At 57.5% G+C, this 22,013-nt stretch carries 25 protein-coding genes and 1 tRNA gene; 14 read left to right on the top strand and 12 right to left on the bottom strand.

Annotated elements, in window-relative coordinates; all coding sequences use genetic code 11:
- Both I2E69_RS02960 and I2E69_RS02965 read left to right on the top strand, forming a co-directional pair.
- Positions 1 to 1,947: a fumarate reductase/succinate dehydrogenase flavoprotein subunit gene (locus I2E69_RS02960; RefSeq protein ID WP_195458652.1), complete on the top strand. Its 1,947-nt coding sequence runs from the start codon at positions 1 to 3 to the stop codon at positions 1,945 to 1,947.
- 38 nt (positions 1,948 to 1,985) lie between these two features.
- Positions 1,986 to 2,729: a succinate dehydrogenase/fumarate reductase iron-sulfur subunit gene (locus I2E69_RS02965; protein ID WP_195458653.1), complete on the top strand. Its 744-nt coding sequence runs from the start codon at positions 1,986 to 1,988 to the stop codon at positions 2,727 to 2,729.
- Positions 2,730 to 2,859: 130 nt separating this feature from the next.
- Here I2E69_RS02965 and I2E69_RS02970 read toward each other — a convergent pair whose 3' ends face one another.
- The 4 genes from I2E69_RS02970 to I2E69_RS02985 are packed head-to-tail and all read right to left on the bottom strand — an operon-like array spanning position 2,860 to position 5,121.
- Positions 2,860 to 3,342 carry a DUF4252 domain-containing protein gene (locus I2E69_RS02970; protein WP_195458654.1) on the bottom strand — a complete coding sequence of 161 codons (483 nt, stop codon included), beginning with the start codon at positions 3,340 to 3,342 and terminating at the stop codon, positions 2,860 to 2,862.
- Between the two features lie 12 nt (positions 3,343 to 3,354).
- Positions 3,355 to 4,191 (bottom strand): outer membrane beta-barrel protein, encoded by an 837-nt coding sequence (locus I2E69_RS02975; RefSeq protein WP_195458655.1) that lies wholly within the window; start codon positions 4,189 to 4,191, stop codon positions 3,355 to 3,357.
- Positions 4,192 to 4,205: 14 nt separating this feature from the next.
- On the bottom strand, positions 4,206 to 4,628 hold the full coding sequence (locus tag I2E69_RS02980) for a hypothetical protein (protein ID WP_195458656.1): 423 nt from the start codon (positions 4,626 to 4,628) through the stop codon (positions 4,206 to 4,208).
- Positions 4,603 to 5,121, bottom strand: a complete 519-nt coding sequence (locus I2E69_RS02985) for an RNA polymerase sigma factor (protein ID WP_195458657.1) — start codon at positions 5,119 to 5,121, stop codon at positions 4,603 to 4,605. The genes I2E69_RS02980 and I2E69_RS02985 overlap by 26 nt, the downstream gene beginning before the upstream one ends.
- A 238-nt stretch (positions 5,122 to 5,359) precedes the next feature.
- On the opposite strand from I2E69_RS02985, the gene I2E69_RS02990 reads away from it, so the two are divergent.
- From I2E69_RS02990 to I2E69_RS03020, 7 genes are all read left to right on the top strand, one after another.
- Entirely contained in the window at positions 5,360 to 5,899 is a 540-nt protein-coding gene (locus I2E69_RS02990) for a PspC domain-containing protein (RefSeq protein ID WP_195458658.1), read from the top strand.
- A gap of 3 nt (positions 5,900 to 5,902) precedes the next feature.
- Positions 5,903 to 6,112, top strand: a complete 210-nt coding sequence (locus I2E69_RS02995; RefSeq protein WP_195458659.1) for a PspC domain-containing protein — start codon at positions 5,903 to 5,905, stop codon at positions 6,110 to 6,112.
- A gap of 4 nt (positions 6,113 to 6,116) precedes the next feature.
- Positions 6,117 to 6,458, top strand: a complete 342-nt coding sequence (locus tag I2E69_RS03000; protein WP_195458660.1) for a PadR family transcriptional regulator — start codon at positions 6,117 to 6,119, stop codon at positions 6,456 to 6,458.
- A gap of 18 nt (positions 6,459 to 6,476) precedes the next feature.
- Positions 6,477 to 7,274: a head GIN domain-containing protein gene (locus tag I2E69_RS03005; protein WP_195458661.1), complete on the top strand. Its 798-nt coding sequence runs from the start codon at positions 6,477 to 6,479 to the stop codon at positions 7,272 to 7,274.
- A gap of 21 nt (positions 7,275 to 7,295) precedes the next feature.
- Positions 7,296 to 8,618, top strand: coding sequence for a PspC domain-containing protein (locus tag I2E69_RS03010; RefSeq protein ID WP_195458662.1), 1,323 nt, complete (start codon positions 7,296 to 7,298; stop codon positions 8,616 to 8,618).
- 133 nt (positions 8,619 to 8,751) lie between these two features.
- The gene (gene pfkA / locus I2E69_RS03015) at positions 8,752 to 9,732 is read left to right on the top strand and encodes a 6-phosphofructokinase (protein WP_195458663.1); all 981 of its coding nucleotides are present in this window, start codon (positions 8,752 to 8,754) and stop codon (positions 9,730 to 9,732) included.
- 25 nt (positions 9,733 to 9,757) lie between these two features.
- Positions 9,758 to 10,759, top strand: coding sequence for an adenosine kinase (locus tag I2E69_RS03020; protein ID WP_195458664.1), 1,002 nt, complete (start codon positions 9,758 to 9,760; stop codon positions 10,757 to 10,759).
- A 49-nt stretch (positions 10,760 to 10,808) separates the two neighbouring features.
- On the opposite strand, the gene I2E69_RS03025 is transcribed toward I2E69_RS03020, so the two are convergent.
- Positions 10,809 to 11,708 carry a glycosyltransferase family 2 protein gene (locus I2E69_RS03025; RefSeq protein ID WP_195458665.1) on the bottom strand — a complete coding sequence of 300 codons (900 nt, stop codon included), beginning with the start codon at positions 11,706 to 11,708 and terminating at the stop codon, positions 10,809 to 10,811.
- A 68-nt stretch (positions 11,709 to 11,776) separates the two neighbouring features.
- Here I2E69_RS03025 and I2E69_RS03030 point away from each other — a divergent pair, with 68 nt between their 5' ends.
- On the top strand, positions 11,777 to 13,843 hold the full coding sequence (locus I2E69_RS03030; RefSeq protein WP_195458666.1) for a protein-disulfide reductase DsbD family protein: 2,067 nt from the start codon (positions 11,777 to 11,779) through the stop codon (positions 13,841 to 13,843).
- Positions 13,844 to 13,912: 69 nt separating this feature from the next.
- On the opposite strand, the gene I2E69_RS03035 is transcribed toward I2E69_RS03030, so the two are convergent.
- Entirely contained in the window at positions 13,913 to 14,818 is a 906-nt protein-coding gene (locus I2E69_RS03035; RefSeq protein ID WP_195458667.1) for a PLP-dependent cysteine synthase family protein, read from the bottom strand.
- 153 nt (positions 14,819 to 14,971) lie between these two features.
- On the bottom strand, positions 14,972 to 15,133 hold the full coding sequence (locus tag I2E69_RS03040; RefSeq protein WP_195458668.1) for a hypothetical protein: 162 nt from the start codon (positions 15,131 to 15,133) through the stop codon (positions 14,972 to 14,974).
- 158 nt (positions 15,134 to 15,291) lie between these two features.
- On the opposite strand from I2E69_RS03040, the gene I2E69_RS03045 reads away from it, so the two are divergent.
- The 3 genes from I2E69_RS03045 to I2E69_RS03055 all read left to right on the top strand — a co-directional run bounded on the left by I2E69_RS03045 (position 15,292) and on the right by I2E69_RS03055 (position 17,068).
- On the top strand, positions 15,292 to 15,792 hold the full coding sequence (locus I2E69_RS03045) for a DUF2867 domain-containing protein (RefSeq protein WP_195458669.1): 501 nt from the start codon (positions 15,292 to 15,294) through the stop codon (positions 15,790 to 15,792).
- A gap of 137 nt (positions 15,793 to 15,929) precedes the next feature.
- Positions 15,930 to 16,373, top strand: a complete 444-nt coding sequence (locus I2E69_RS03050) for a hypothetical protein (RefSeq protein ID WP_195458670.1) — start codon at positions 15,930 to 15,932, stop codon at positions 16,371 to 16,373.
- 101 nt (positions 16,374 to 16,474) lie between these two features.
- Entirely contained in the window at positions 16,475 to 17,068 is a 594-nt protein-coding gene (locus tag I2E69_RS03055; protein ID WP_195458671.1) for a hypothetical protein, read from the top strand.
- 38 nt (positions 17,069 to 17,106) lie between these two features.
- Here the strand turns inward: I2E69_RS03055 and I2E69_RS03060 are convergent.
- Positions 17,107 to 17,182, bottom strand: a tRNA-Met gene (locus I2E69_RS03060).
- Between the two features lie 63 nt (positions 17,183 to 17,245).
- Here I2E69_RS03060 and I2E69_RS03065 point away from each other — a divergent pair.
- Entirely contained in the window at positions 17,246 to 17,716 is a 471-nt protein-coding gene (locus I2E69_RS03065) for a hypothetical protein (protein WP_195458672.1), read from the top strand.
- 74 nt (positions 17,717 to 17,790) lie between these two features.
- Here I2E69_RS03065 and I2E69_RS03070 read toward each other — a convergent pair whose 3' ends face one another.
- Genes I2E69_RS03070 through I2E69_RS03085 form a run of 4 tightly spaced genes read right to left on the bottom strand, consistent with a single transcriptional unit; the run spans position 17,791 to position 22,010 of the window.
- Positions 17,791 to 19,572, bottom strand: coding sequence for a (Fe-S)-binding protein (locus tag I2E69_RS03070; protein WP_195458673.1), 1,782 nt, complete (start codon positions 19,570 to 19,572; stop codon positions 17,791 to 17,793).
- A 2-nt stretch (positions 19,573 to 19,574) separates the two neighbouring features.
- Positions 19,575 to 19,910 carry a 4Fe-4S dicluster domain-containing protein gene (locus tag I2E69_RS03075; protein WP_009596497.1) on the bottom strand — a complete coding sequence of 112 codons (336 nt, stop codon included), beginning with the start codon at positions 19,908 to 19,910 and terminating at the stop codon, positions 19,575 to 19,577.
- A gap of 1 nt (position 19,911) precedes the next feature.
- Positions 19,912 to 20,919 carry an NAD(P)-binding protein gene (locus tag I2E69_RS03080; RefSeq protein WP_195458674.1) on the bottom strand — a complete coding sequence of 336 codons (1,008 nt, stop codon included), beginning with the start codon at positions 20,917 to 20,919 and terminating at the stop codon, positions 19,912 to 19,914.
- A complete protein-coding gene (locus I2E69_RS03085) occupies positions 20,919 to 22,010 on the bottom strand; it encodes a CoB--CoM heterodisulfide reductase iron-sulfur subunit B family protein (RefSeq protein ID WP_195458675.1) in 1,092 nt (363 codons plus the stop codon). Before I2E69_RS03085 ends, I2E69_RS03080 begins: the two co-directional genes overlap by 1 nt.
- Between the last annotated feature and the right edge of the window lie 3 nt (positions 22,011 to 22,013).

Below are 22,013 nucleotides of genomic sequence, written 5' to 3' on the forward strand. Positions count from 1 at the left end.
ATGGCTTTAAAATTAGATGCTAAAATTCCTGCCGGTGCTCTGGCCGAAAAGTGGAGCAACCATAAGACAGCTATCAAAGTCGTAAGCCCCGCCAACAAGCGCAAACTCGACATCATTATTATCGGTACGGGTCTCGGAGGCGCTTCCGCAGCCGCTTCGCTCGGCGAACTGGGTTACAACGTCAAAGTATTCTGCATTCAGGATTCGCCCCGCCGCGCCCACTCGATCGCAGCCCAGGGCGGTATCAACGCCGCCAAGAACTACCAGAACGACAACGACTCGGTATACCGCCTGTTCTACGACACGATCAAGGGCGGCGACTACCGCGCCCGCGAAGCCAACGTCTACCGTCTGGCCGAGGTTGCCAACCTGATCATCGATCAGTGCGTGGGCCAGGGCGTTCCTTTCGCCCGCGAATACGGCGGCCTGCTGGCCAACCGTTCGTTCGGCGGCGCGCAGGTATCGCGTACGTTCTATGCCCGCGGCCAGACGGGACAGCAGCTTCTGCTGGGCGCCTATGCAGCCCTCAACAAGGAGATCGCAGCCGGTTCGGTGAAGAGCTACCCGCGCCACGAGATGCTCGACATCGTGATCGAGGACGGCGAGGCCAAGGGTATCATCGCCCGCAACCTCGTAACGGGCGAGATCGAGCGCCACGGCGCTCACGCCGTCGTTATCGCCACGGGCGGTTACGGCAACGTCTTCTTCCTGTCGACCAACGCCATGGCGTCGAACGGCTCGGCCGCATTCCAGTGCTACCGCAAGGGTGCAGGTTTTGCCAACCCCTGCTTCACGCAGATCCACCCCACCTGTATCCCCGTTCACGGCGACCAGCAGTCGAAGCTGACGCTGATGTCGGAGTCGCTGCGTAACGACGGCCGCATCTGGGTTCCCAAGAAGATCGAGGACGTAAAGGCTATCCGCTCGGGCGCCAAAAAGCCTTCGGACATCGCCGAGGAGGACCGCGACTACTACCTGGAGCGCCGTTACCCGGCCTTCGGTAACCTCGTGCCGCGCGACGTGGCTTCGCGCGCCGCCAAGGAGCGCTGCGACGCAGGCTTCGGCGTGAACGAGACCGGCCTGGCCGTATTCCTCGACTTCAAGACCGCCATCGAGCGTCTGGGCAAGGACATCATCAAACAGCGTTACGGCAACCTCTTCGACATGTACGAGGAGATCACCGACGTGAGCCCCTACGAGCAGCCGATGCAGATTTTCCCCGCCGTGCACTACACGATGGGCGGTATCTGGGTCGACTACAACCTCATGACCACCATCCCGGGCCTCTACGCCATCGGCGAGGCAAACTTCTCGGACCACGGTGCAAACCGCCTGGGAGCTTCGGCCCTGATGCAGGGTCTTGCAGACGGCTACTTCGTACTTCCCTACACCATCGGCGACTACCTGGCCAAGAAGATCCAGGCCCCGAAGGTGAAGACCGATACCAAAGCCTTCGACGAAGCCGAAAAGGGCGTCAAGGAGAAGATCGCAAAACTGCTTTCGATCAACGGCAAGCAGTCGGTGGACGACATCCACAAGAAGCTGGGCCACATCATGTGGGAGAACGTCGGCATGGCCCGTACGAAGGAGTCGCTCGAAAAGGCCATCGTCGAGATTCAGGCGCTGCGCAAGGAGTTCTGGAAGGACGTGAAGGTCGTAGGCCAGGAGAACGATTTCAACGTCGAACTCGAAAAGGCGCTGCGTCTGGTCGACTTCCTCGAACTGGGCGAACTGATGGCACGCGACGCACTCAACCGCGAGGAGTCGTGCGGCGGTCACTTCCGCACGGAGCACCAGACCGAAGAGGGCGAGGCCAAGCGTGACGACGAAAACTTCGTATATGCTGCCGTATGGGAGTACAAGGGCGCGGACGAGGCTCCGGAACTGACCAAAGAGCCGCTGAACTTCGAGTTCGTACACCCTGCACAGCGCAACTACAAAGACTAAGGCCATTTGACGTTGAACTTTAATATCGAATCGAAACTATGAATTTTACATTAAAGATATGGCGTCAAAAGGACGCTAAATCCAAAGGCGCTTTCGAGAGCTACAAGGTAACGGACATCTCGGCCGACACTTCGTTCCTCGAGATGCTGGACATCCTGAACAACAACCTCATCCACGAGGGCAAGGAACCCGTGGCATTCGACCACGACTGCCGCGAAGGGATCTGCGGCATGTGCTCGCTGCACATCGACGGACAGGCGCACGGCCCCAGCCAGGGCGCCACGACCTGCCAGATTTACATGCGCAAGTTCAAGGACGGCGCTACGATCACCATCGAGCCGTGGCGCTCGGCGGCATTCCCCGTCATCAAGGACCTCGTGGTGAACCGTTCGGCTTACGACCAGATTTTGCAGGCCGGAGGTTTTATCTCGGTACGCACGAACTCGGTTCCCGACGCCAACGCCATTCCGATTCCGCAGGCCGACGCCGAGGAGTCGATGGACGCCGCTGCCTGCGTAGGCTGCGGAGCCTGCGCCGCAACCTGCAAGAACGGTTCGGCCATGCTCTTCGTAGCTGCCCGCGTGTCGTCGCTCGCCAAGCTGCCCCAGGGCCGCGTGGAGGGAGCACGCCGCGCCAAGGCGATGGTCGCCAAGATGGACGAACTGGGCTTCGGCAACTGCACCAACACGGGAGCCTGCCAGGCCGAGTGCCCCAAGCAGATCTCGATCGCGCATATCGCCCGGCTCAACCGCGAGTTCCTCTCGGCGAAGTTCGAGGACTAACGACAGCCGGAAACGATCCGAAGAAAACGGCGGGAGTTCAGCTCCCGCCGTTTTTGTGTCGGCTGATATAATAACCCATACAAAAAAGCCTGCAACACAATGTTGCAGGCTTTTTACCGAATCCGTCCGCTTATTTCTTCGGCCTGATCGTCGAGAGCCGCGCGACCTGCTTGAGGTCGAACCGGCCGTAGATATTTACCGCGACGGTTTCTTTCGCACCGTAGGTCAGCATCAACAGCTCCGAATTATTGTAAAACTCCGCTTCGCGGATGTAGAATTTCGTAGTCTGCCCTTCCTCGGTCCCGGACATCACCAGTTGGAACTTATATTCCGGCGTTGCTGCCAACTTCTCCGCATCGGCGACGAACTGCCCGCCGTCTCCCGCATCGAGAGCCACGATGCGGATATATTCGATGCCGCCCAGCAACTTGGCCAGTCCCTCATCCCCTTTTTCGGCCGCTTCCCGGCCCATCATCCGCATCATTTTCCGTTCGAGCTGCACGCTGGTAAATCCCTCGGCTTTGGCATAGCGGTCGAAGAATTTCCAGGAGGCATTCTGCGCACGCGCCAACAGGGGCAACGTAATCAGCAGGATCAATAACAATCGTTTCATAGCCGCGCAGTTTTACATGAAAACACAAACGCCGAACGACACCGGATGGCAGACGGGCCCCGCACTGCTCTTGAAGAGCGAGGTTACACCGTAACGGACATACACGCCGAACCCGCGGTAGGAGACCGAGCCCCCGAGCCCGAACTGGAAGGGATTGACGCCGGAAAGGGAGTTCTTCTCCTTCGGCTTCTTATAGATGGCATTAGCCCCGAGCGTGAAGTCGCAATACCCCACGACAGCGACGCGCAGATGCCGGACCGGATCGAACGAGAACTGCAACGGAAATCCCAGCGACGTGATGCGGAATTTCGACTTGTCGGCCTTGTCGTCCAGCGGCAGCGGAACAACCATGCCTCCGTCACGGCCCAGTGTAATCGAGTTGTCGGACAACCGGTAATTATCGACCGTGTAGCGCAGTCCGGTCGAAAACTCGAACCGCCGCTTCCGATCCAGCGCCACACTCAAACCGACGGGCGTAATGCCGAAGTGGAACGAATTGCCGCCCCTGACATCGAGGAAATCCCCCGCTTCGGCCGGATAACCCGCATAATCTGCGCCGGTCAGGAAGTTAAAACCCATCTCGACACCGCTTAAAAACGAACCGCAGACCCGCGGAAGCGCCTTCACCTTCTGCTTTTCACCCCCCGAGGCCTGCCCGAGCGTGATGCCGAAACCAGCCACTTCGAGCACCATCCCCTCTCCGTCGGCGGCACGGCGCATGGTGACCGGGCCGGTATCGACATCCCCGATCCGCCGGAGGGAGTCCGCAGCCGGAACATCCGTCGCCTGTGCCGACGCACACAGCGCCAGCAAAATAAAAATACCCGTAAAAACAAATCGTTTATTCATGGCAATATTGGTTTTTAATTGTTCCTGATCAGTTCGTCGACCATCCGGGCCGACTCGTCGAGCGCCGAAAACGATTCGAGGTAAACGGTCGCCTGCATGGCCGCTTCCTTGTCGTAGACCGCTACACCGTCGATGTAGCAATAGGGCTTACGCATCAACTCCGCACAAACGAAAAGCCCGAGGACCGTAACGGCTGCCGCCACGAATCCCCAAAGCGACGGCATCCGCCGGCGCAGGGGCACTTTCCGCCCGGCGGGAAAGCGCTCTTCGGCCAGCGTGTCCAGGCCCACGATCATCGCCCGCACGTCGCTCAGGGAAGCGGGCAAATCCTCCGTCCGGCGCAACCAGTCGCGCAGTTCACGTTCCTCGGCATCGGTCGTCTCGGCTGCAAACCAGCGCTCCGCCAGTTGTTCAATCCGTTCTTGTCGTTCGTTCATCGTCCATCATTTTTTTCAATACCTCCCTCAAAGAGTTACGGGCGCGGGAGAGGATCACGCGCACCTGCGCTTCGTCACGGCCTACCATTCCGGCAATCTCACGGGTCGGATACCCCTCGATGTCCTTCAGGTGGAGCACCTCGCGCTGCCGTTCGGGCAAACAGGTCATCGCCCGCCGCACCAGTTCACGCATCTCCCACCGTTCGGCCTCCGCCGCCGTGGAACGCTCGACCCACCCCGCCACCGCATCGTCACGCCGACTATCGGCCTGCCGCCTGCGCAGCAGGTCGTAGCAGCGGTTACGCACGGCGGTCATCACGAAGGAATCGACGCTGCGGCATTCGTCCAACCGGGTCCGCTCGGCCCACAACCGCTCCAGCAGGTCGTGCACCGCGTCCTCCGCCTCCGCCGATGAGAGCAGCAGACTATGCGCGTAACGGAACATACGGTCGCGCAACGGCAGGACAAGCGAGGTGAATTCAATTTCCTTCATTGTATCTGTAAGACGAAGCTAAGGAGCAAAACGCAACATTGCGACGCCAAATATCGTGATTTTTTGGGTTGCATGGCCTGTTCCGGGACCGAAATATCCGTCGGTATAAATATAGGTACAAAAATATTTTCAAAAAATTAGGTACTTTGTATTGCATAGTATTAAAATAAGTTTTATATTTGCATTGTAATAATAGTAAACCCCGCAAAACATTAACCGCGACAATACTTTTACGACTATGAAACAGACTGTAAACGTGAACATCGGCTCCATGGCATTCATCCTCGACGAGGACGCCTACCGGGTACTGGGCAGTTATTTCGACGACATACGCCGGCGCCTGCCGGAGGGCGACGCCGAGACGATGGGCGACATCGAAGTCCGCGTGGCGGAGATTTTCAGCGAGAAGGTCGCATCGCCCATGCGGGTCGTTACACTCGACACGGTCCGCGCGACGATGGCCCAGATGGGTTCCCCGGCCGATTTCGGTGAACCGCGCGGTGCAGAGCCGTCGCAACAGACCGACAAGGCCGATGCCGGCGACACATCCGCCCAGCCGGCGCCGCGCAAACTCTACCGTTCACGCACCGACCGGTCGATCGCCGGCATCTGCGGGGGACTCGGCGACTATTTCGACGCCGACCCGACGCTGATCCGACTCCTGATGCTGCTGCTGATTCTTTTCGGAGGTCTTTCGATCTGGGCCTACATCATTCTCTGGATCGTCATCCCCGAGGAACCGGCCCGAAAATTCAATATCAACAACAAAAACCGATAAATTATGGCAACGAACGAAAACAGACGGTTATTCCGCTCCCAAGACAGCATTATCGCAGGCGTCTGCGCCGGCCTGGCCGAATTCTTCGGACTCGACACGTCGCTCGTACGCATCGCAACCCTCATCCTCATCTTCTTCGGAGGTCTCTCGCTCTGGGTATACATCATCCTCTGGCTGATCGTTCCCAAGGCCCCCAAAAGGTTAAACGCATAGCACCATGGCTGAAGACAACGTAAAAGCGCAGATGCGCAAAGGAATCCTGGAGTACTGCATCCTCGCCATTCTCTCCCGCGAGGACTCCTATGCTCCGAAGATCATCGCCGAACTCAAGCAGGCGGAGATGATCGTAGTCGAGGGTACGCTCTACCCGATCCTCACCCGGCAGAAAAACGCCGGACTGCTGACCTACCGCTGGGAGGAATCCCCGCAGGGTCCGCCCCGCAAATACTACGCACTCACCGACAAGGGCCGCGAGTACCTCACGACGCTCGACGAAGCCTGGGATGAACTCGTCGGACAAATCCAACTCATCCGCCACGGAAAAAGCGAAAACAATTAACCCATAAAAAAGACAACCATGAAAAAGATTCTTCTGATAGCCGTCCTGATCGGAGCTATGTTCTCCATAACCGCCTACGTCGCCTGCGTGGCAATGCCGATGCTGGGTAAAAGCATCAAAGGCAGCGGCAATATTGTCACGAAAACCCTTCCTGCACCCGATTTCAACGCCGTCGACGCATCGCGCGCCGTGAAGGTCGTCATCTCGGCCGAGGCGTCGGACATCCGCATCGAGGCCGACGACAACCTGATCGACCTGGTGGTCGCCGAAACCAGGGGCAAGACCCTCGAAGTGACCCTCGACAAAAAGGTGAACAACATCCAGAACGGCAGCGTCACGGTAACCGTACCGGCCAACGGCGGGAACATCGGCTCACTCAAAGCATCGAGCGCTTCGAAGATCACGAGCGATGCGACGCTCCGGGCCGACAAGTTCACGATCGACGCTTCGAGCGCCGCCAAAATCAAGGCCTCGGTGGAGGCTACGTCGTGCTCCATCGGTTCCTCGAGCGCTTCGAAAGTCAGCGCGGAGGTAAAGGCCGTCACCTGCACGGTCGACGCTTCGAGCGCCTCGAAGATCGCACTCACCGGCTCGGCCGAGAATTTCAAGGCCGACCTTAGCTCGGCATCGAAACTCGACGCTTCGAAATTCACCGCCGTCAACGCCTCGATAGACACGTCGAGCGCCGCAAGCGTCACGATCGACTGCAGCGGCAAACTCACGGCCAGCGCATCGAGCGGTTCGTCGATCCGCTACACGGGCGACTGCCAGACCTCGCTGAGCAAATCGAGCGGCGGCAGCGTCCGTAAAAACTAACACCCGAAACACCCGACAACCATGAAAGAGGTTAAAAAATGCAGCATCTCGGGCGTGGCGTTCACGATGGATACCGACGCCTACGAAGCCCTCGAAGCCTATCTCGACAGTCTGAAAAAGACCTATAAAGATACGGCCGACGGCGCGGAAATCGTTGCCGACATCGAGGCACGCATCGCCGAACTGATTCTTTCGGCGCAGGACAACACCCGCATCGTGGAGCAGCCCCTGATCCTGAATATCATTCAGCAGATGGGCTCCGCCGAGGACATATCCGAGCAGAGCACCGACCGCGACCTGCAATGCGACACGCCGCGCATCCCGCGCCGCCTGTACCGCGACACGGAAAACGCCAAGCTGGGCGGCGTCTGCGCCGGCATCGGCAAATATTTCGACATCGACCCCGTATGGGTGCGGCTCGGGCTGTTCCTGCCCCTGCTGTTCACCTGCTTCGGATGGATTCCCTTCCTGCACTGGTTCAGTCCGATGTTCGGCAACCTGTTCGGCATCTTCCTGATCTGCTACTTCATCATGTGGTTCGCCGTTCCGGCGGCCCGATCGGCGCGGCAGAAACTCGAAATGAACGGCGAGAAGATCACCGCACAGTCCATCGGCGAGGTAACCACCGCTACGGCTACGGCCTGTGCCGAACCCGACTCTAAAGCCAAACCGATCGTCGCCGAGGTCGTCTCGCTCTTCGGCAAAGTGGTGCTGATCCTGCTGAAAATCATCGCCGGGTTCATCGTCTTCGGGCTCATCATGGCGGCCTGCGCCCTGATCATCGGCATGTTTGCCCTGATCGTCGGCGGAGAAGGATTCTTCACCCCCGCCGTCTTCGGCAACACGATGTCGATCTGGACCGCGAGCCTGGGCATACTGGCCGGACTCATTCCCGTCATTCTGCTGATTTACGTGTTGATGTGCCTGATCGCCTCGCGCAAACCCGGCGGTAAAACCGTGCTGGCGATCTTCCTGCTGTGGCTGGCCTCGATCATCGCCGTCTCGTGCGTCGCTATCCGTGAAAACGTGGGCGATAAATTCCGCAAAAAACGCAATGCCATCGAACAGATATTCAAAAGCGAAATCATCATCGACGGCGACACCACGACCCTCGAACGCCTGCTGGAGGATTACGACGACGAAAGCGTGATCGAGGAAGGGCGCAAGATGCTGCATATCTCCGTACCTTCGAAGTCGATCGACATCACCATCGACAAGAAGCAGGGCGAACTGCGGGTCAACTCCGACGGCAAACAGGTGTCGGTCCAGGCCCGGAACGATGCGAACGAGGCATCGGTTACGGTGAAAGCCCAAACCGGCGAGCAAACCGAGAACGACGAATAACCCATGAGCGTAAGTTGAAATAAAAAGTTTTTTCACCGAAGTACGGGCGGCATCCTTTTTGGGCCGCCCGTATTTTTGAAATTTTTAAAATTATTACTACCTTTGAACGGTTTTGTTTTTAACAAATGAGAGTATGGCCGGAATCAAAAGCATAGGTATTCTGACATCGGGCGGCGACGCACCGGGCATGAATGCCGCAATCCGCGCGGTAACGCGCAGCGCAATCTACAACGGATTTACCGTAAAAGGCATCATGCGCGGTTTCAAAGGTTTGGTATTCAACGAGATCGTTGAATTCAAATCGCAGAGCGTAAGCAACATCATCCAGTTGGGCGGCACGATCCTGAAGACTGCCCGCAGCGAGGAGTTCAAGACCGTCGAAGGCCGCAAGGCGGCTTACGACAACATGGTCGCCGCAGGTATCGACGCCCTGGTGGTGATCGGCGGCGACGGCTCGCTGACCGGCGCGGGACTTTTCGCCGAAGAATACAATGTCCCGATCGTGGGACTTCCCGGAACGATCGACAACGACCTCGGCGGCACGGACTCGACGATCGGCTACGACACGGCGCTGAACACCATCGTGGAGGCCGTCGACAAACTGCGCGATACGGCGTCGAGCCACGAACGCCTTTTCTTCGTCGAGGTGATGGGTCACACGGCCGGCTACCTGGCGCTAAACAGCGCCATCGCCACAGGGTCCGAGGCAGCGATCATCCCGGAGATGGACACTGAAGTCGACCAACTGGCCGAACTGATCAACCACGGCTTCCGCAAGAGCAAAAACTCGGCGATCGTGATCGTCGCGGAGAATCCCAAGACGGGCGGCGCCACGGCACTGGCCGAGCGTGTGAAAAAGGAGTTCCCGCAGTATGACGCACGCGTGACGATCCTGGGCCACATTCAGCGCGGCGGTTCGCCGACGGCTGTGGACCGCATCCTTGCTTCGCGCATGGGCGAAGCGGCGATCGAAGCTATACTCGACGGACAGCGCAACGTGATGATCGGCACGATGAACGGCAAGATCGTCTATGTTCCGTTCGCCAAGGCCGTGAAACACGACAAGGGCATCGACCGCGGCGCCCTGGAGTTGGTGAAAATCCTCTCGATATAGACATCTAAAACCCGAACATAAGCGAATGAAACGCGTAATTGGCATCGGCAATGCCCTGACCGACATGCTGGTCAACCTGAAAACCGACTCCGTACTGGGAAGGTTCAAATTAGCCAAAGGCTCGATGAGCCTCGTGGACACCCGGCTCCAGACCGAAATTTCGAAATCGGTAGCCGGACTCCCCTACTCCCTGTCGCTCGGAGGATCGGCCGGCAACACCATCCGCGCCATGGCGCAGTTGGGCAGCAGCGTCGGTTTCATCGGCAAGGTCGGTCCCGACACCACGGGTGATTTCTTCGTACAGGCGCTGGACAACCTCGGCATCGAGCCGATTATCTTCCGGGGCAAAGAGCGTTCGGGCAAATGCGTATCGCTGATCTCCGCAGACGGCGAACGCACGATGGTCACCTACCTCGGTGCAGCCCTGGAGCTTTCGGCCGAAGAGATCGAACCGTCGATCTTCGAGGGTTACGACTGTCTTTACGTCGAGGGTTACCTGGTACAGAACCACGACCTGATCCTCAAGGCCGCCTGCACGGCCAAAAAATGCGGTCTGAAGGTCGCTATCGACCTGGCAAGTTTCAACATCGTGGCCGAGAACCTCGAATTCCTGCGCGAACTGGTGCGCGAATACGTCGACATCGTCTTCGCCAACGAGGACGAGGCCAAGACCTTCACCTGCGAAGCCGAACCGCTGAACGCCCTGCAGGCCATCTCGAAGCTGTGCGACCTCGCCATCGTCAAGATCGGCACGAAGGGCGCGCTGATCAAGCAGGGCGAAGAGGTCGTGCATGTGGGCATCATGGCTGCCGCCAAACGCGTCGACACCACGGGCGCCGGGGATTTCTATGCCGCCGGGTTCCTGGCAGGGCTCTGCGACGGGCTTTCGCTGCGCCAATGCGGTACGATCGGGGCCATCACCGCCGGCAAGGTGATCGAAGTCGTAGGCACGACCTTCGGCGAGGAGGCCTGGGCCGACATCCACCAGTTGGTAAACAAAGTCAAAAACGAGAAATATCTGTTTTAACGGATTTTTCCGCTCGAATACAAAAACCGCAGTTTTTGACTGCGGTTTTTTATTTTCCAATCCGGGTAAACAGCCCCCGGCTGATCCCCCAGCGCATACGCAGCAGCCACACCGATTTACGGGGCGCCATCGTACAGCAGAGCACGAGCGTAGCCGCCCATTTGGCGATTTCCAGCACGAAAGTCTTCGGCAACCGGCCGTGAATCTCGGCCCGAAGCCGTTGGCTCACACCGACATTGTAGCTCAGCCGCCGGAAATAGGCTTCGTTGAGCTTCGCGGGCGGGATGATGTGCCACATCACCGCTCCCGGCACATACCAGATCGTCTCGCCGCCAAGCAGGAGCCTTTCGAAAAAATCGTTCTCCTCGCCGCCGATCAACTCGCCGTTCACGCGCCCCAGCGCAGGGTCGAAACCGTCGTAACCGGCCAGTCCCGCACGCCGGAAAGCCATATTTCCGCCTCCCGGAACCCGTCCCGCAGGGAACGGACGCACCTCGGGACCGAAATCCATCGGATTGGCAATCGGCATCTCGACGTATTTCGACATCCACACAGGACGCCCCGTCGGGTATTCGGCAATGATCCGCCCCCCGGCCACGACGGCCCCGGGATGCGCCTCGAAGAATTCGAGGTAAGCCCGGAGAAAACCCGCGTTGATCCGTTCATCGTCGTCGATAAAAGCCACCAGCGGCGCCTGCGCCTCCCTTAGTCCGCGGTTGCGGGCATACGACACGCCGGGCCCCTTCTCCGCGACAAGCCGCAGGCTGCATGCCGGGTGCGCAGCGGCGAAGGCCGCGAAACGCGCTTCGGTATCGTCCGCGGAGTTGTTGCTCACCACGACGCACTCCCACTCCGCACGCGGCAAATCCTGCCGCACGACAGATTCGAGCGCGGCAACGAGTTGTGCGGCACGGTTATGGGTGGGAATGACGAGCGAGATCCGAATCATCGTGCGAATGTAACAATTTATCCGTAAAAAACCCGTATATTTGTTGGAAATATAAAAGCGATACGACAATGTATAAACTGATTCGTACCCTCATGCTGACCCTTGCCGCGATGGTCGTCACTACCGCCTCGGCACAGAGCGTCAGTTGGAAAAATTCGGTGGAACATCTCGGCGGCGACAGCTACCGGATCGTGCTCGAAGCCGCTATTCCCGCCCCTTACCACATGTACGATATGGGCCCCTACGACGGCGGTCCCAACGCCACGGAATTCTCCTTTACCCCGGGCGAAGGCGCTGTCCTCGAAGGAGGCGTCGAACAACTGACCCGGCCCGAGCGCCATTACGACAAGACGTTCGAAATGGAGATCGGGACCTTCGCCAAAAAAGCCCGGTTCGCCCAGAAGGTAAAACTCACGGCACAAGCCGCGAACGTCGGAGTCAGAATCGACTGGATGATCTGCGACGACACGAGCTGCCTGCCGCCCGACGACACGGAGCTGACGATCACGATACCCGCCGGCGCAACGGTCGCAAGTCAGCCTGCGGCAACTCCGGAGGGCACAATAGCTCAGGCTGGGAGCACGACCACTCCTGCCGAAAAAACAGTGTCCCCGGCCGCTGAAATCGTTCCCGCACAGAAAGACGCCGCAGGCGGAGGTTCGCTGTGGGGACTGATCATCGAGGCCATTCTCTGGGGCTTTGCCGCGCTGCTTACCCCCTGCGTATTCCCGATGGTCCCGATGACCGTATCGTTCTTCATGAAAGGCTCCGGAAGCCCCGTACTGGGCCGCATCCGCGCCGGCATGTACGGATTCTTCATCGTAGCCCTCTACACGCTGCCGATCGCCGCGATCATCCTGATTACGCGCGTCGTTGGCGGCGACACCGTGACGGCGGATATTTTCAACTGGCTGGCGACACACTGGCTCCCGAACATCCTCTTCTTTTTGGTGTTCATGGTCTTCGCGGCGTCGTTCTTCGGGGCGTTCGAGATCACGATGCCCTCGTGGATGGTCAATAAAACCGACTCGAAAGCCGACTCGAAGGGCCTTGCAGGCATCTTCTTCATGGCCCTGACGCTCGTGCTGGTGTCGTTCTCGTGCACCGGCCCCATCGTCGGCTCGGTGCTGATCAAATCGACCGCCGGGGAGTTCTGGACCCCGATCATCACGATGCTGGCCTTCTCCATCGCCTTCGCGCTGCCGTTCACGATCTTCGCCATTTTCCCCTCGATGCTCAAGAAGCTGCCCAAGAGCGGCGGATGGCTCAACTCGGTGAAGGTCGTGCTGGGTTTCATCGAAGTTGCGCTGGGCATGAAATTCCTTTCGGTCGCCGACCAGACCTACCACTGGGGACTGCTCGACCGCGAAATTTACCTCGCCGTATGGATCGTGACCTTCTCCCTGCTGGGTCTCTACCTACTCGGCAAAATCAAATTCGCCCATGACAGCGAAATGCCCTACCTCGGCGTAGGCCGCCTGGCACTGGCAATCATCACCTTCTCGTTCGTCGTCTACCTCGTCCCCGGCATGTGGGGCGCCCCGCTCAAGGGTCTTTCGGGCTACCTGCCGCCCCTGCACACGCAGGACTTCGTACTCGGACAGGAGGGTCCGGCCTCAACAACTCCGGGCGGCGATGCGCGCATGCTGCTGACCGTCGACGGCAAGAAACCCAAATACAGCGACTTCCTTCACCTGCCGCACAACCTCGAAGGATTTTTCGACCTGAAAGAAGCCGAGGCGTACGCCGCGAAGGTCGGCAAACCCCTCTTCATCGACTTCACGGGCCACGGATGCGTCAACTGCCGCGAAATGGAGGCCCGCGTATGGTCCGACCCGCAGGTGTTGGACATCCTGCGGAACGACTACGTGATCGTGGCGCTCTACTCCGACGACAAGAAGGTGCTGCCCGAAAGCGACTGGGTAACCACCGACTCGGGGAAAGTACTGAAAAGCCTCGGCAAGATCAACTCCTACTTCGCCCTGAAGACTTTCGGGGTCAACGCCCAGCCCTACTACGTATTGCAGGGCCGCAACGGGAGAGAGCTCGTGCCGCCCCGCGGCTACGACCTCAACGTGCAGGGATTCATCGATTTCCTCCGTAGCGGCGTCGAAGCGTACAACAAACAGCAATAGGAAGCCTCTTTCCACGAAAAAGCCTGCGACCGCAATGGGTCGCAGGCTTTTTCGTCAATTCCGGCAGAATCAGTCCGAAAACTCGTCGAACATCCGCGTGCTGAGGTATTTTTCAGCCCGGTCGGGGAAGACTACCACGATGTTGCCCTGCTCGATTTTCTGCGCCGTACGCACGGCGGCCAACATCGCAGCACCGCTGCTCATGCCAGCGAAAATCGCCTCCTTCTTAATAATCTCCCGAGCCATGGCAATCGCCTCCTCGCTCTCGATCATCTCCTGCACGTCGATCTGCGAGGAATCGTAGATATCGGGCACGATGGCTTCCTCCATATTCTTGAGTCCCTGGATGTAGTGGCCGCGGATCGGCTGTGCGCAGACGACCTTGATGTCGGGCTTCATCACTTTGAGGAAGCGCGAAAGGCCCATCAGCGTTCCCGACGTTCCGATGGCACACACGAGGTAATCGATATGACCGCCCGTCTGCTGCCAGATTTCCAGTGCCGTCGACTGGTAGTGCGCCAGATAGTTGCTGGCATTGGCAAACTGGTCGGGCATGAAATAGTTGTCGGGATCGTCGGCCACCTTCTTCCGCGCAAGACGTATTGCCCCGTCGGTCCCCTCCTCGGCAGGCGTCAGGATCACCTTCGCCCCGTAGGAGCGGATAATCTTCCGCCGTTCGATCGACACCGCCTCGCTCATCACGATCTCCACGGGATAACCCTTGACGATCCCCACGATGGCCAGGCCGATGCCCGTATTGCCCGACGTGGGTTCGATGATGGTCTTCCCGGGCGTCAGGCGGCCATCCTGCTCGGCAGCTTCGATCATCCGGAGCGCAATGCGATCCTTGATGCTCCCCGTAGGATTGAAGCCTTCGAGTTTGGCAAAGATTTTAACTTTCGGATTGGGGCACAGCCGATTGATCCGTACCATCGGGGTTGTACCGATGGTCCCCAGAATATTTTTTTTAACCATAATAGCCTCTCATTTAACCGCGTAAAGATAATCATTTTCCGGAAATAACAGAAAAATCCCGGAGCATCCTCTCATTACGATGCACAGCATAAACGAAACGCCTGCACATTCATTGTGCAGGCGTCCGGTACATACATGCCCGAAAGGAGCGGATTACTTCTCCTTCCCGGTTCCGGCAAATGCCGATTCGATCTCCCGCTCCTTTTGCTGGCGCTCTTTGGCCGTAGGAGCCTTGCCCTCGCTGACCAGTTCGTCGATGTTACGTTCGAAATTCTGCTCACAAGGGTCACAAACAGTGTTTTTGTCCTCTTTCATATGCTTCGTATTATGCATTTCAAACCCCTTTGCTGCAAATAGTGCGCCGCAGCATGCAATTTTATCAGACCTTTTACAGGCTGTTCCTGCCAGTTCTCCCGGCAACAATTTGTCCGCCGGCAAAATTTCACTATCTTTATACAAATCCGACGCAACCCATGAAAATCGAAAAATCAACGTTCCCCGCAGACTCCATTCTCGCACAATACCGGGATGTGAATTACAGCGACTGTTTCCGCACCTGCCTTCCGGAACCGATAACGGCCAGCCCCGACGACCTGATGGGCGCATTCTGGACAACGAAACCCGGTTGGCTGCGACTGCTCTTCAAAATCCGGGACCTGCTGGTCAGGCCCTTCGGCCTAAAAACCGGAGACGACGGAGATTCCGAAGAATTAAAGTCGGCCATCAGGAGCGGCGGAAGTTACCGCTTTATGTCCGTCGTCGGGAAAACACCCCACGAAACAGTCATCGCCCTCGACGACAAACACCTCAAAGCCTGGTTTTCGGTCCATATCGAAGACCGCTGCATCAGCCTGAGTACCCTGGTCCGGTATCACAACAAACTGGGGGTCGCCTACTTCACCCTGATCCGTCCGTTCCACAACATCGTCGTGAAATCCTTGTTCCGGCAGGTGATACGGGCGCAAGGATATTAGTTATTTCATACCCCGAATTCTCCGCCTGGTCAATAAAAATCAGAAATTCAAATCTTCGACGAAATATAATCTGTTTTTTAGAACCGGATTATGGAGAAATCCGCTATTTTTGAAATGTCAACTACACAAAGCATCCGATGAAATTCCAACCGCCGGTCGAAGAGCGCAGCAATGAAGAACTTATAGGAATTGCCAATTCGACGACCGAATACTGGCAACAGGAGATAATCGACCAGTCGCGCAAAGAACTCGACCGCCGGGGCGTATCCAAGGAAGAAGAATCGGCCCTGCTAGCCAAATGGGCTGAAGAATCCCGACAATACGAAGCCGAACAGGCAAAATGGCTGGAACAAAATGCCACCGAACAATATAAGCTACATGAAAAATTGTTCATCCTCCTGCTCGGACCGCTTATCCTAATCGGGAGATCCATCTACGGAGCATCCCTGTCCGAACTGAAAGCCGGAAACTACAAATTGAAATACCGGCAGCGTTGGCTGCTCCTGTTATCGGGGGTGGGTCTCTGGATCATTGCACTCAACGTCCTCGAAATGATTCTCGAATACACAGAATCATCCTAAATCGGCCTTTCGAGAAACAATGCGGCAACAGGAAAAGCAAAAACATATAACCAATTTCAAAAAGTGGCCCGATTGTTCTATGAATTAGGAATCCCACCAATATGAAAAAAGCCCTATTCATCGCAGCAACACTGTACCTTCTGACTTCATGCGGGCAGCAACGCCATCCAACAGAAAATACAGAGTCCGCACAAGTCTCACGACTGGAGCAGATCGTTCTCCAGTTCATGCCCTGTTTCAGTTCACCGTCCATTTTGATTTGGGATGCCCGGAATTCCGATATTATTTTTCAGAATATAAGCATCCTGCACAAATCGTATAACAAAGAGGAAATAATTGCCGAGAACTCAATCAGGGATTACGATTATAGACCGCAAAGTCTTTATTGCAAGGCCGATTCTGCTTCGGCAGCCTTCATTCGTGACTCTTTGATTCTTTCGCCCGAAGACTTTGAAGACAACATGCCCCAAATTGAAGACGGAATGTCCATCCGGATAACAGGAATTTATAGCGACGGAACCCTTTTGAGCGGGGAGTTTAATACACCCAATGAGAATCAAGCTTCGTTATGCTATCTTCTACTCCATATTGCGGCGCAAAACCAAGCCGATTCATTGAGCAATGAATACCTAAAGTACATTCGTAAATACTTTGACCGGAAAGCAACCAAAATAGAGCGATTCAAGACCAGATAGCTCCAAAAAAACGGATAATTCTTTCGAATTGTCCGTTTTGGTAGCGGGAGGAGGACTCGAACCTCCGACCTTCGGGTTATGAGCCCGACGAGCTGCCAACTGCTCCATCCCGCGATATGTCTTCAGATTAGGATCTATCGCTTTTGCGTGTGCAAAGATAAGGCAAAAATCCGGATTATGCAAATATTTCTGGTCCGGACCCTGTCGAACATACCCTATCCGTCTCGCTGTCAGCCGCAAAAAAAATTATTTTTTATATTTCTCGCACGTCATTTCCATCCGGAACTTCTGATAATCGTCCCCGGAAACGAATCCGTTGCTATTGAAAATATATTCACCTCCCGGCGAGGAGACAAGCATCCGTTCATCGTCATTTTCAACGAACGTAACCTCCCGGATATCCAACTCGACCGGCTCCATCCGGTTTCCGCGCTGCACGGTCATCTGCAACCGGCCTGCTTCGATCCGGATGTCGCCCTCGATTTTCGGCCCGCCGAGCATCCTCCGGGATGCCGCATAGGCAAAACCGGCAACCACTACGCAGAAAACCACAAACAAATAGGGGCGCATCTCCGGCGAGAAAAAACGGAAGATACTGCGATCGGAATCGGCATATACATAATCGACCGCCAAATATACCGCCCATGAAGCCGGTATTCCGTAGCGAACCAGATTGACCGTCCGCTTCAGGTTGCAGTTTCCATACTTGTAGCATCCCATAATCAGCAGATATTAGATGCGACGATCTCCGCCAGGTCACGGATTTCACCCTTCGTGCCGCGGCCGATGGCCTTCTTGCAGAGCGGGCAGGCCGTAACGATCACCTCGGCGCCCGTAGCGTCGAGTTCCGCGGCAACCGACTGCGCAATCCGCACCTGCTGGCCGTCGGAAATAGCCGTATTAGCCACCGAGGACCCGCAGCAAAGGGCGTTCTCACGCGTCGAAGCGGGTTCCAGCAACTCACCCACGGCTTCGATCACCGCACGCGGTTCGTCGTAGATGCCGCTGCCGCGTCCCAGTTCGCAAGGGTCGTGATAGGTAAAACGCGTAGTGCCGTGCGTCAGCGCAAGACGCCCGGCGCGAATCAGCCGCAGGATGTATTCCGAATGGTGCAGGACCTCGATACCCGGCAGGTCGTAATCCTCGCGGAAAACCTTGAGGCAGATCGGACACGAGGTCACGAGCGTCGTAATGCCGTGCTTACGGAACAGTTCGGCATTGTATTTCATCATTTTGCGCGCCGAATCGGTCTCGCCCGCAAGTTTCAGCGGCCGGCCGCAGCAGACACCGCCTTCGCGGTCGGCCCACCAGACCTCCTCGCCCGCAGCCTCGAAGATCGTGGACATCGCCGACATCGTACGCGGGGTCAGCAGGGTCATGCAGCCTGCAAAGTACCCCACCTTGCCTTCGCCCTGCGAACGGTCCAGTCCCTTGAAATAGCCGTAGCGGCGTTCGTCGGGGACATTGCGCATCTTGTCGCGCGAATTGATACGGAGCGTATTGAGGTCGATGTCGACGGGGCATTTCTCGGCGCAGCGGCCGCACATCAGGCAATTATCGGCCGTCTGGAGGCGCAGCATGTTGTAGCGGCGGTCGCGCAGGAAGTAAACCGACTGCACGTCGTTGATCCCAAGCACGCTTTGCAACTGGCAAGGGTCGATGCAGATGCCGCAGCGCGAGCAGGCCTCGACCTGGAAATTATCGTAAGAAGACTCCTTCTCACCCGAGCGCAATTTGTAATGGCGCAGGAAAATAAGGGGTATCTCCGTAAAAATATGCATGTAACGCGAGAACGGCAGCGCCACGAAGAACACCCCGAGACACGACGAGTAGAACCACCATGCCACGGCTTCGAGGTTCATCAGCGGCATCACGCCGATATGCCCGGCCATCCATGAACCGAGGCTTCCGGTGAGGAATCCGCCGCCGCCGTAGAGCGCGCACGTGGCGCTTTCAGCCACCAGACGCGCCGGAAATATGAACCACAGCGCCGAAAGAGCCACCCTGTCGCCCAGGACATGTTTCGTCGTGCGGCGCATACCCATTGCCCGGGAGTAGAAACGCTTTCCCCAGGCCAGCGCCACACCCGAAAGGACAAGCAGCAGCAGCAGGTCCATCACGAAATCGAAGAAGGGTTTGTGCTCCAGGCCCGTAGCGAAATACTTGAAAAAGACGTGCCCCTGCAACGGCACATAACGGAAACCGAGATAAGATATGGTCTCGATCCACCCCACGGCAATCAGCAGGAACCAACCGAAGGCCAGCGACATGTGCATGTAGCCCAGCAGCGGATTGACCTTGAAGATGCGGCGGTGGAGCAGCGATTCGCTCACCACCTCCCACGCCGCCGCAAAGGTGCGGCGCGTCGGCAGCCCGAACAGGATGCGTTTCTTATCGGCGCGGGGCAGGCGGTACAGCCACGAACCCCACTTCCACGCCAGGATGGCGAACATCACCGCGGCGCCGATTATGAACGGTATGCAGAATGGTGCGTAGAAAGTCATCGTCAGAAATCCCCCAGTTTACGTTTGATAAGCATTACCACGCCGCGCGTATTGATGCCGCGCGGGCAAACCAGCCGGCATTTGCCGCACAGCATGCACTTGTTCATCTCTTCGTAGGCCCCCTGGTATTCGCCGCGGCGCACCAGCGTGTGCACCTTGCGGAAGTTGAACTCCGTGAGGTTGCCCGCCGTACAGACCGCCGTACAGGCCCCGCATCCGATGCAGGCCTGCAACTCGGGCATCTCGTGCAGAATCTCGTCGCTCTTGCGCAGATTGTTGCGGTCGATGTCGATGGCCCGGGGCTTCGAGATGGTATATCCGAAATTGATTGCCGCCATACTATGCCCCCACGTATTTGGCCGCAGCGTCAGCCGCAACGATCCCCTCATTCAGCGATTCGCCGATATTCTTGGGCGCGGAGATGGTTCCGGCATAGAAAATACCGTCGACATTGCTCTTCACATTGCCCAGGAACATATCACGCGGGGCCATGAAACCGCTCGCGGCGCGCTTAAGCCCGGCCCCTTCGGCAAACGCCTCGTTGTCGTCGTTGGCGCGCATGCCCACGATCAGAATCAGCATATCGACGCTCATGCGCAGGGGACGGCCCGTCAGCGTATCCTCGGCCTTGATCTGCACCCGTCCGTCGATCATCGGACTGGCCTCGGAAATTCGCCCGCGCAGGAAGTGGATGTTATACTTCTGCTGCGCTTCGCGGTACATCTCCTCGTAACCGGGACCGAACATGCGGATGTCCATGTAAAAGTTGAAAACGTCGGCCTCGGGAAAGAGCTGCTTCATCTCCATCGCCTGCTTCACGCCCGTGATGCAGCACACCTTCGAGCAGTGCTGCTGGCAGACCTTCTCGTCGCGCGAACCCACACAATGAAGGAAAGCAATCCGTTTGGGACGCGAACCGTCGGATTTGGCCACGCGGCCCTCGTTGAGCATCCGCTCGATATCGACCGTCGTGAAGACGTTGTCGTAGATGCCGTAACCGTACTCCTCCTTGACCGAGGCGTCGAAAAGCGTGAATCCGCTGGCCACGACCACCGAGTCGCACGGCAGCGTCCGGCCATCGGCGAGCGTCACGGAGTTTTTCGAAAACCCTTTGACTTCCGTCGAGGTCAGGACCTCGATACCGCTCTCGTTGATCCTGCGGCGCAGTTCGGTCAGCACCTCCTGTGCGGGCGTAAACGACGGGAACAGCACGTGCCAGCCCCGGAGTTTGCCGCCCAGTTCGGCCTCCTTCTCGATGATGACGGGCTCGACGCCCTGGTCCGCGAGGCGCAGGGCCGTCTGCATGCCTGCAACGCCGCCGCCTATGATTATAACCTTCTTCTTCATTACTCTCTGATGTCGTAAATGGTATCCGTCGGGCAGCAGTTGACGACCGCCGACGCAGGTTTTCCGATATATTTTCCATTGCGGCCGAGGTATTTGGCCGCGGGGTCGTATTCGACGCCCATTTTGTCGAGCAGGGGCTCCACATCGACCTGGTGCATCTGCATACCCAGTTCCCAGGGATCGTAGCCCAGCACCAGCCCGGCCATCTCCTCATAGGTGAGCACCGGGATTCCGTGGCCGTTCTGGCCGTAGGTCGTACCCTCCATCTCGGCGATGGTATACTGCCACTTGTCGAGGAACATCGCACAGCCCGGGCAGTTGGCCACGATGAAATCGGGCTTATAAGGGGCCATGCTCTCCAGTTTCTTGTGCGAGTTGGCGATCGAATAACCGCGGTTGGCCTGCACGAGGTAGTTGCGGAAACCGAATCCGCAGCAATGCCGGCGTTCGGGATAGTCGACGCACTCGCCGCCCCACGACTCGACCATGCCGGCCAATACATAGGGAAATTCCGAGCCTCCGATACCCGATTTCGGGAATATCTTGGCATAGTGGCAGCCGATGTGCTCGACGACCTTCAGCGGCTCGCCCGTCGCTGCGTTGACCAGCCGTTTTTTGGCTTTCGCTGCGATCTCCTCCCGGAAATGGAACACGATGTCGGAGGTATGGGCCAGGCTGGCCGGTTTCCTGAACTCGCGTTTGGTAGCTTTATAGAGGTTCTCACGCGCCTTCTCTTCCGTCTCGGGAAACTCGTGCCACGTGGCCAGAATTTCCGAATAGACGCCGAACGAGGTGATGCACGACGACACGAGGTTTTCATACCCCGCTTCGGTCATCAGCGCGAACTGGCGCGCCACGACGGTCATGATGGTCTCCAGCGGCACGATGTCCGAATGGTAACCGATGCCCGTGCACGAGGAGTGCAGCGGATCGTCCGTCAGGTCCTTGCCCAGGTCGTTGCGCAGCATGTCGATAAACAACTTCTCGCTGCCCGGGAAAAAATTCTGCCGGATACAGCTTCGCGCATAATAATAGTGGTCGTCGGCGATCTCCTTCTGGTAATCCTGCCAACTTTTTCGCTTCATAGTCATCTT

Source organism: Alistipes sp. D31t1_170403_E11 (assembly GCF_015553985.1).
GTDB lineage: Bacteria > Bacteroidota > Bacteroidia > Bacteroidales > Rikenellaceae > Alistipes > Alistipes montrealensis.

What these genes read in the sequence shown, in the direction of transcription:
- I2E69_RS03065 (WP_195458672.1), top strand. Translation starts at nt 17,246, where the DNA reads ATGCAAATATTTCTGGTCCGGACCCTGTCGAACATACCCTATCCGTCT.
- I2E69_RS03020 (WP_195458664.1), top strand. Translation starts at nt 9,758, where the DNA reads ATGAAACGCGTAATTGGCATCGGCAATGCCCTGACCGACATGCTGGTC.
- I2E69_RS03055 (WP_195458671.1), top strand. Translation starts at nt 16,475, where the DNA reads ATGAAAAAAGCCCTATTCATCGCAGCAACACTGTACCTTCTGACTTCA.
- I2E69_RS03080 (WP_195458674.1), bottom strand. Translation starts at nt 20,919, where the DNA reads ATGAAGAAGAAGGTTATAATCATAGGCGGCGGCGTTGCAGGCATGCAG.
- I2E69_RS02975 (WP_195458655.1), bottom strand. Translation starts at nt 4,191, where the DNA reads ATGAATAAACGATTTGTTTTTACGGGTATTTTTATTTTGCTGGCGCTG.
- I2E69_RS03000 (WP_195458660.1), top strand. Translation starts at nt 6,117, where the DNA reads ATGGCTGAAGACAACGTAAAAGCGCAGATGCGCAAAGGAATCCTGGAG.
- I2E69_RS03040 (WP_195458668.1), bottom strand. Translation starts at nt 15,133, where the DNA reads ATGAAAGAGGACAAAAACACTGTTTGTGACCCTTGTGAGCAGAATTTC.
- I2E69_RS02970 (WP_195458654.1), bottom strand. Translation starts at nt 3,342, where the DNA reads ATGAAACGATTGTTATTGATCCTGCTGATTACGTTGCCCCTGTTGGCG.
- I2E69_RS02965 (WP_195458653.1), top strand. Translation starts at nt 1,986, where the DNA reads ATGAATTTTACATTAAAGATATGGCGTCAAAAGGACGCTAAATCCAAA.
- I2E69_RS02960 (WP_195458652.1), top strand. Translation starts at nt 1, where the DNA reads ATGGCTTTAAAATTAGATGCTAAAATTCCTGCCGGTGCTCTGGCCGAA.
- I2E69_RS03085 (WP_195458675.1), bottom strand. Translation starts at nt 22,010, where the DNA reads ATGACTATGAAGCGAAAAAGTTGGCAGGATTACCAGAAGGAGATCGCC.
- I2E69_RS03035 (WP_195458667.1), bottom strand. Translation starts at nt 14,818, where the DNA reads ATGGTTAAAAAAAATATTCTGGGGACCATCGGTACAACCCCGATGGTA.
- I2E69_RS03025 (WP_195458665.1), bottom strand. Translation starts at nt 11,708, where the DNA reads ATGATTCGGATCTCGCTCGTCATTCCCACCCATAACCGTGCCGCACAA.
- I2E69_RS02990 (WP_195458658.1), top strand. Translation starts at nt 5,360, where the DNA reads ATGAAACAGACTGTAAACGTGAACATCGGCTCCATGGCATTCATCCTC.
- I2E69_RS02985 (WP_195458657.1), bottom strand. Translation starts at nt 5,121, where the DNA reads ATGAAGGAAATTGAATTCACCTCGCTTGTCCTGCCGTTGCGCGACCGT.
- I2E69_RS02980 (WP_195458656.1), bottom strand. Translation starts at nt 4,628, where the DNA reads ATGAACGAACGACAAGAACGGATTGAACAACTGGCGGAGCGCTGGTTT.
- I2E69_RS03030 (WP_195458666.1), top strand. Translation starts at nt 11,777, where the DNA reads ATGTATAAACTGATTCGTACCCTCATGCTGACCCTTGCCGCGATGGTC.
- I2E69_RS02995 (WP_195458659.1), top strand. Translation starts at nt 5,903, where the DNA reads ATGGCAACGAACGAAAACAGACGGTTATTCCGCTCCCAAGACAGCATT.
- pfkA (WP_195458663.1), top strand. Translation starts at nt 8,752, where the DNA reads ATGGCCGGAATCAAAAGCATAGGTATTCTGACATCGGGCGGCGACGCA.
- I2E69_RS03075 (WP_009596497.1), bottom strand. Translation starts at nt 19,910, where the DNA reads ATGGCGGCAATCAATTTCGGATATACCATCTCGAAGCCCCGGGCCATC.
- I2E69_RS03050 (WP_195458670.1), top strand. Translation starts at nt 15,930, where the DNA reads ATGAAATTCCAACCGCCGGTCGAAGAGCGCAGCAATGAAGAACTTATA.
- I2E69_RS03005 (WP_195458661.1), top strand. Translation starts at nt 6,477, where the DNA reads ATGAAAAAGATTCTTCTGATAGCCGTCCTGATCGGAGCTATGTTCTCC.
- I2E69_RS03070 (WP_195458673.1), bottom strand. Translation starts at nt 19,572, where the DNA reads ATGACTTTCTACGCACCATTCTGCATACCGTTCATAATCGGCGCCGCG.
- I2E69_RS03045 (WP_195458669.1), top strand. Translation starts at nt 15,292, where the DNA reads ATGAAAATCGAAAAATCAACGTTCCCCGCAGACTCCATTCTCGCACAA.
- I2E69_RS03010 (WP_195458662.1), top strand. Translation starts at nt 7,296, where the DNA reads ATGAAAGAGGTTAAAAAATGCAGCATCTCGGGCGTGGCGTTCACGATG.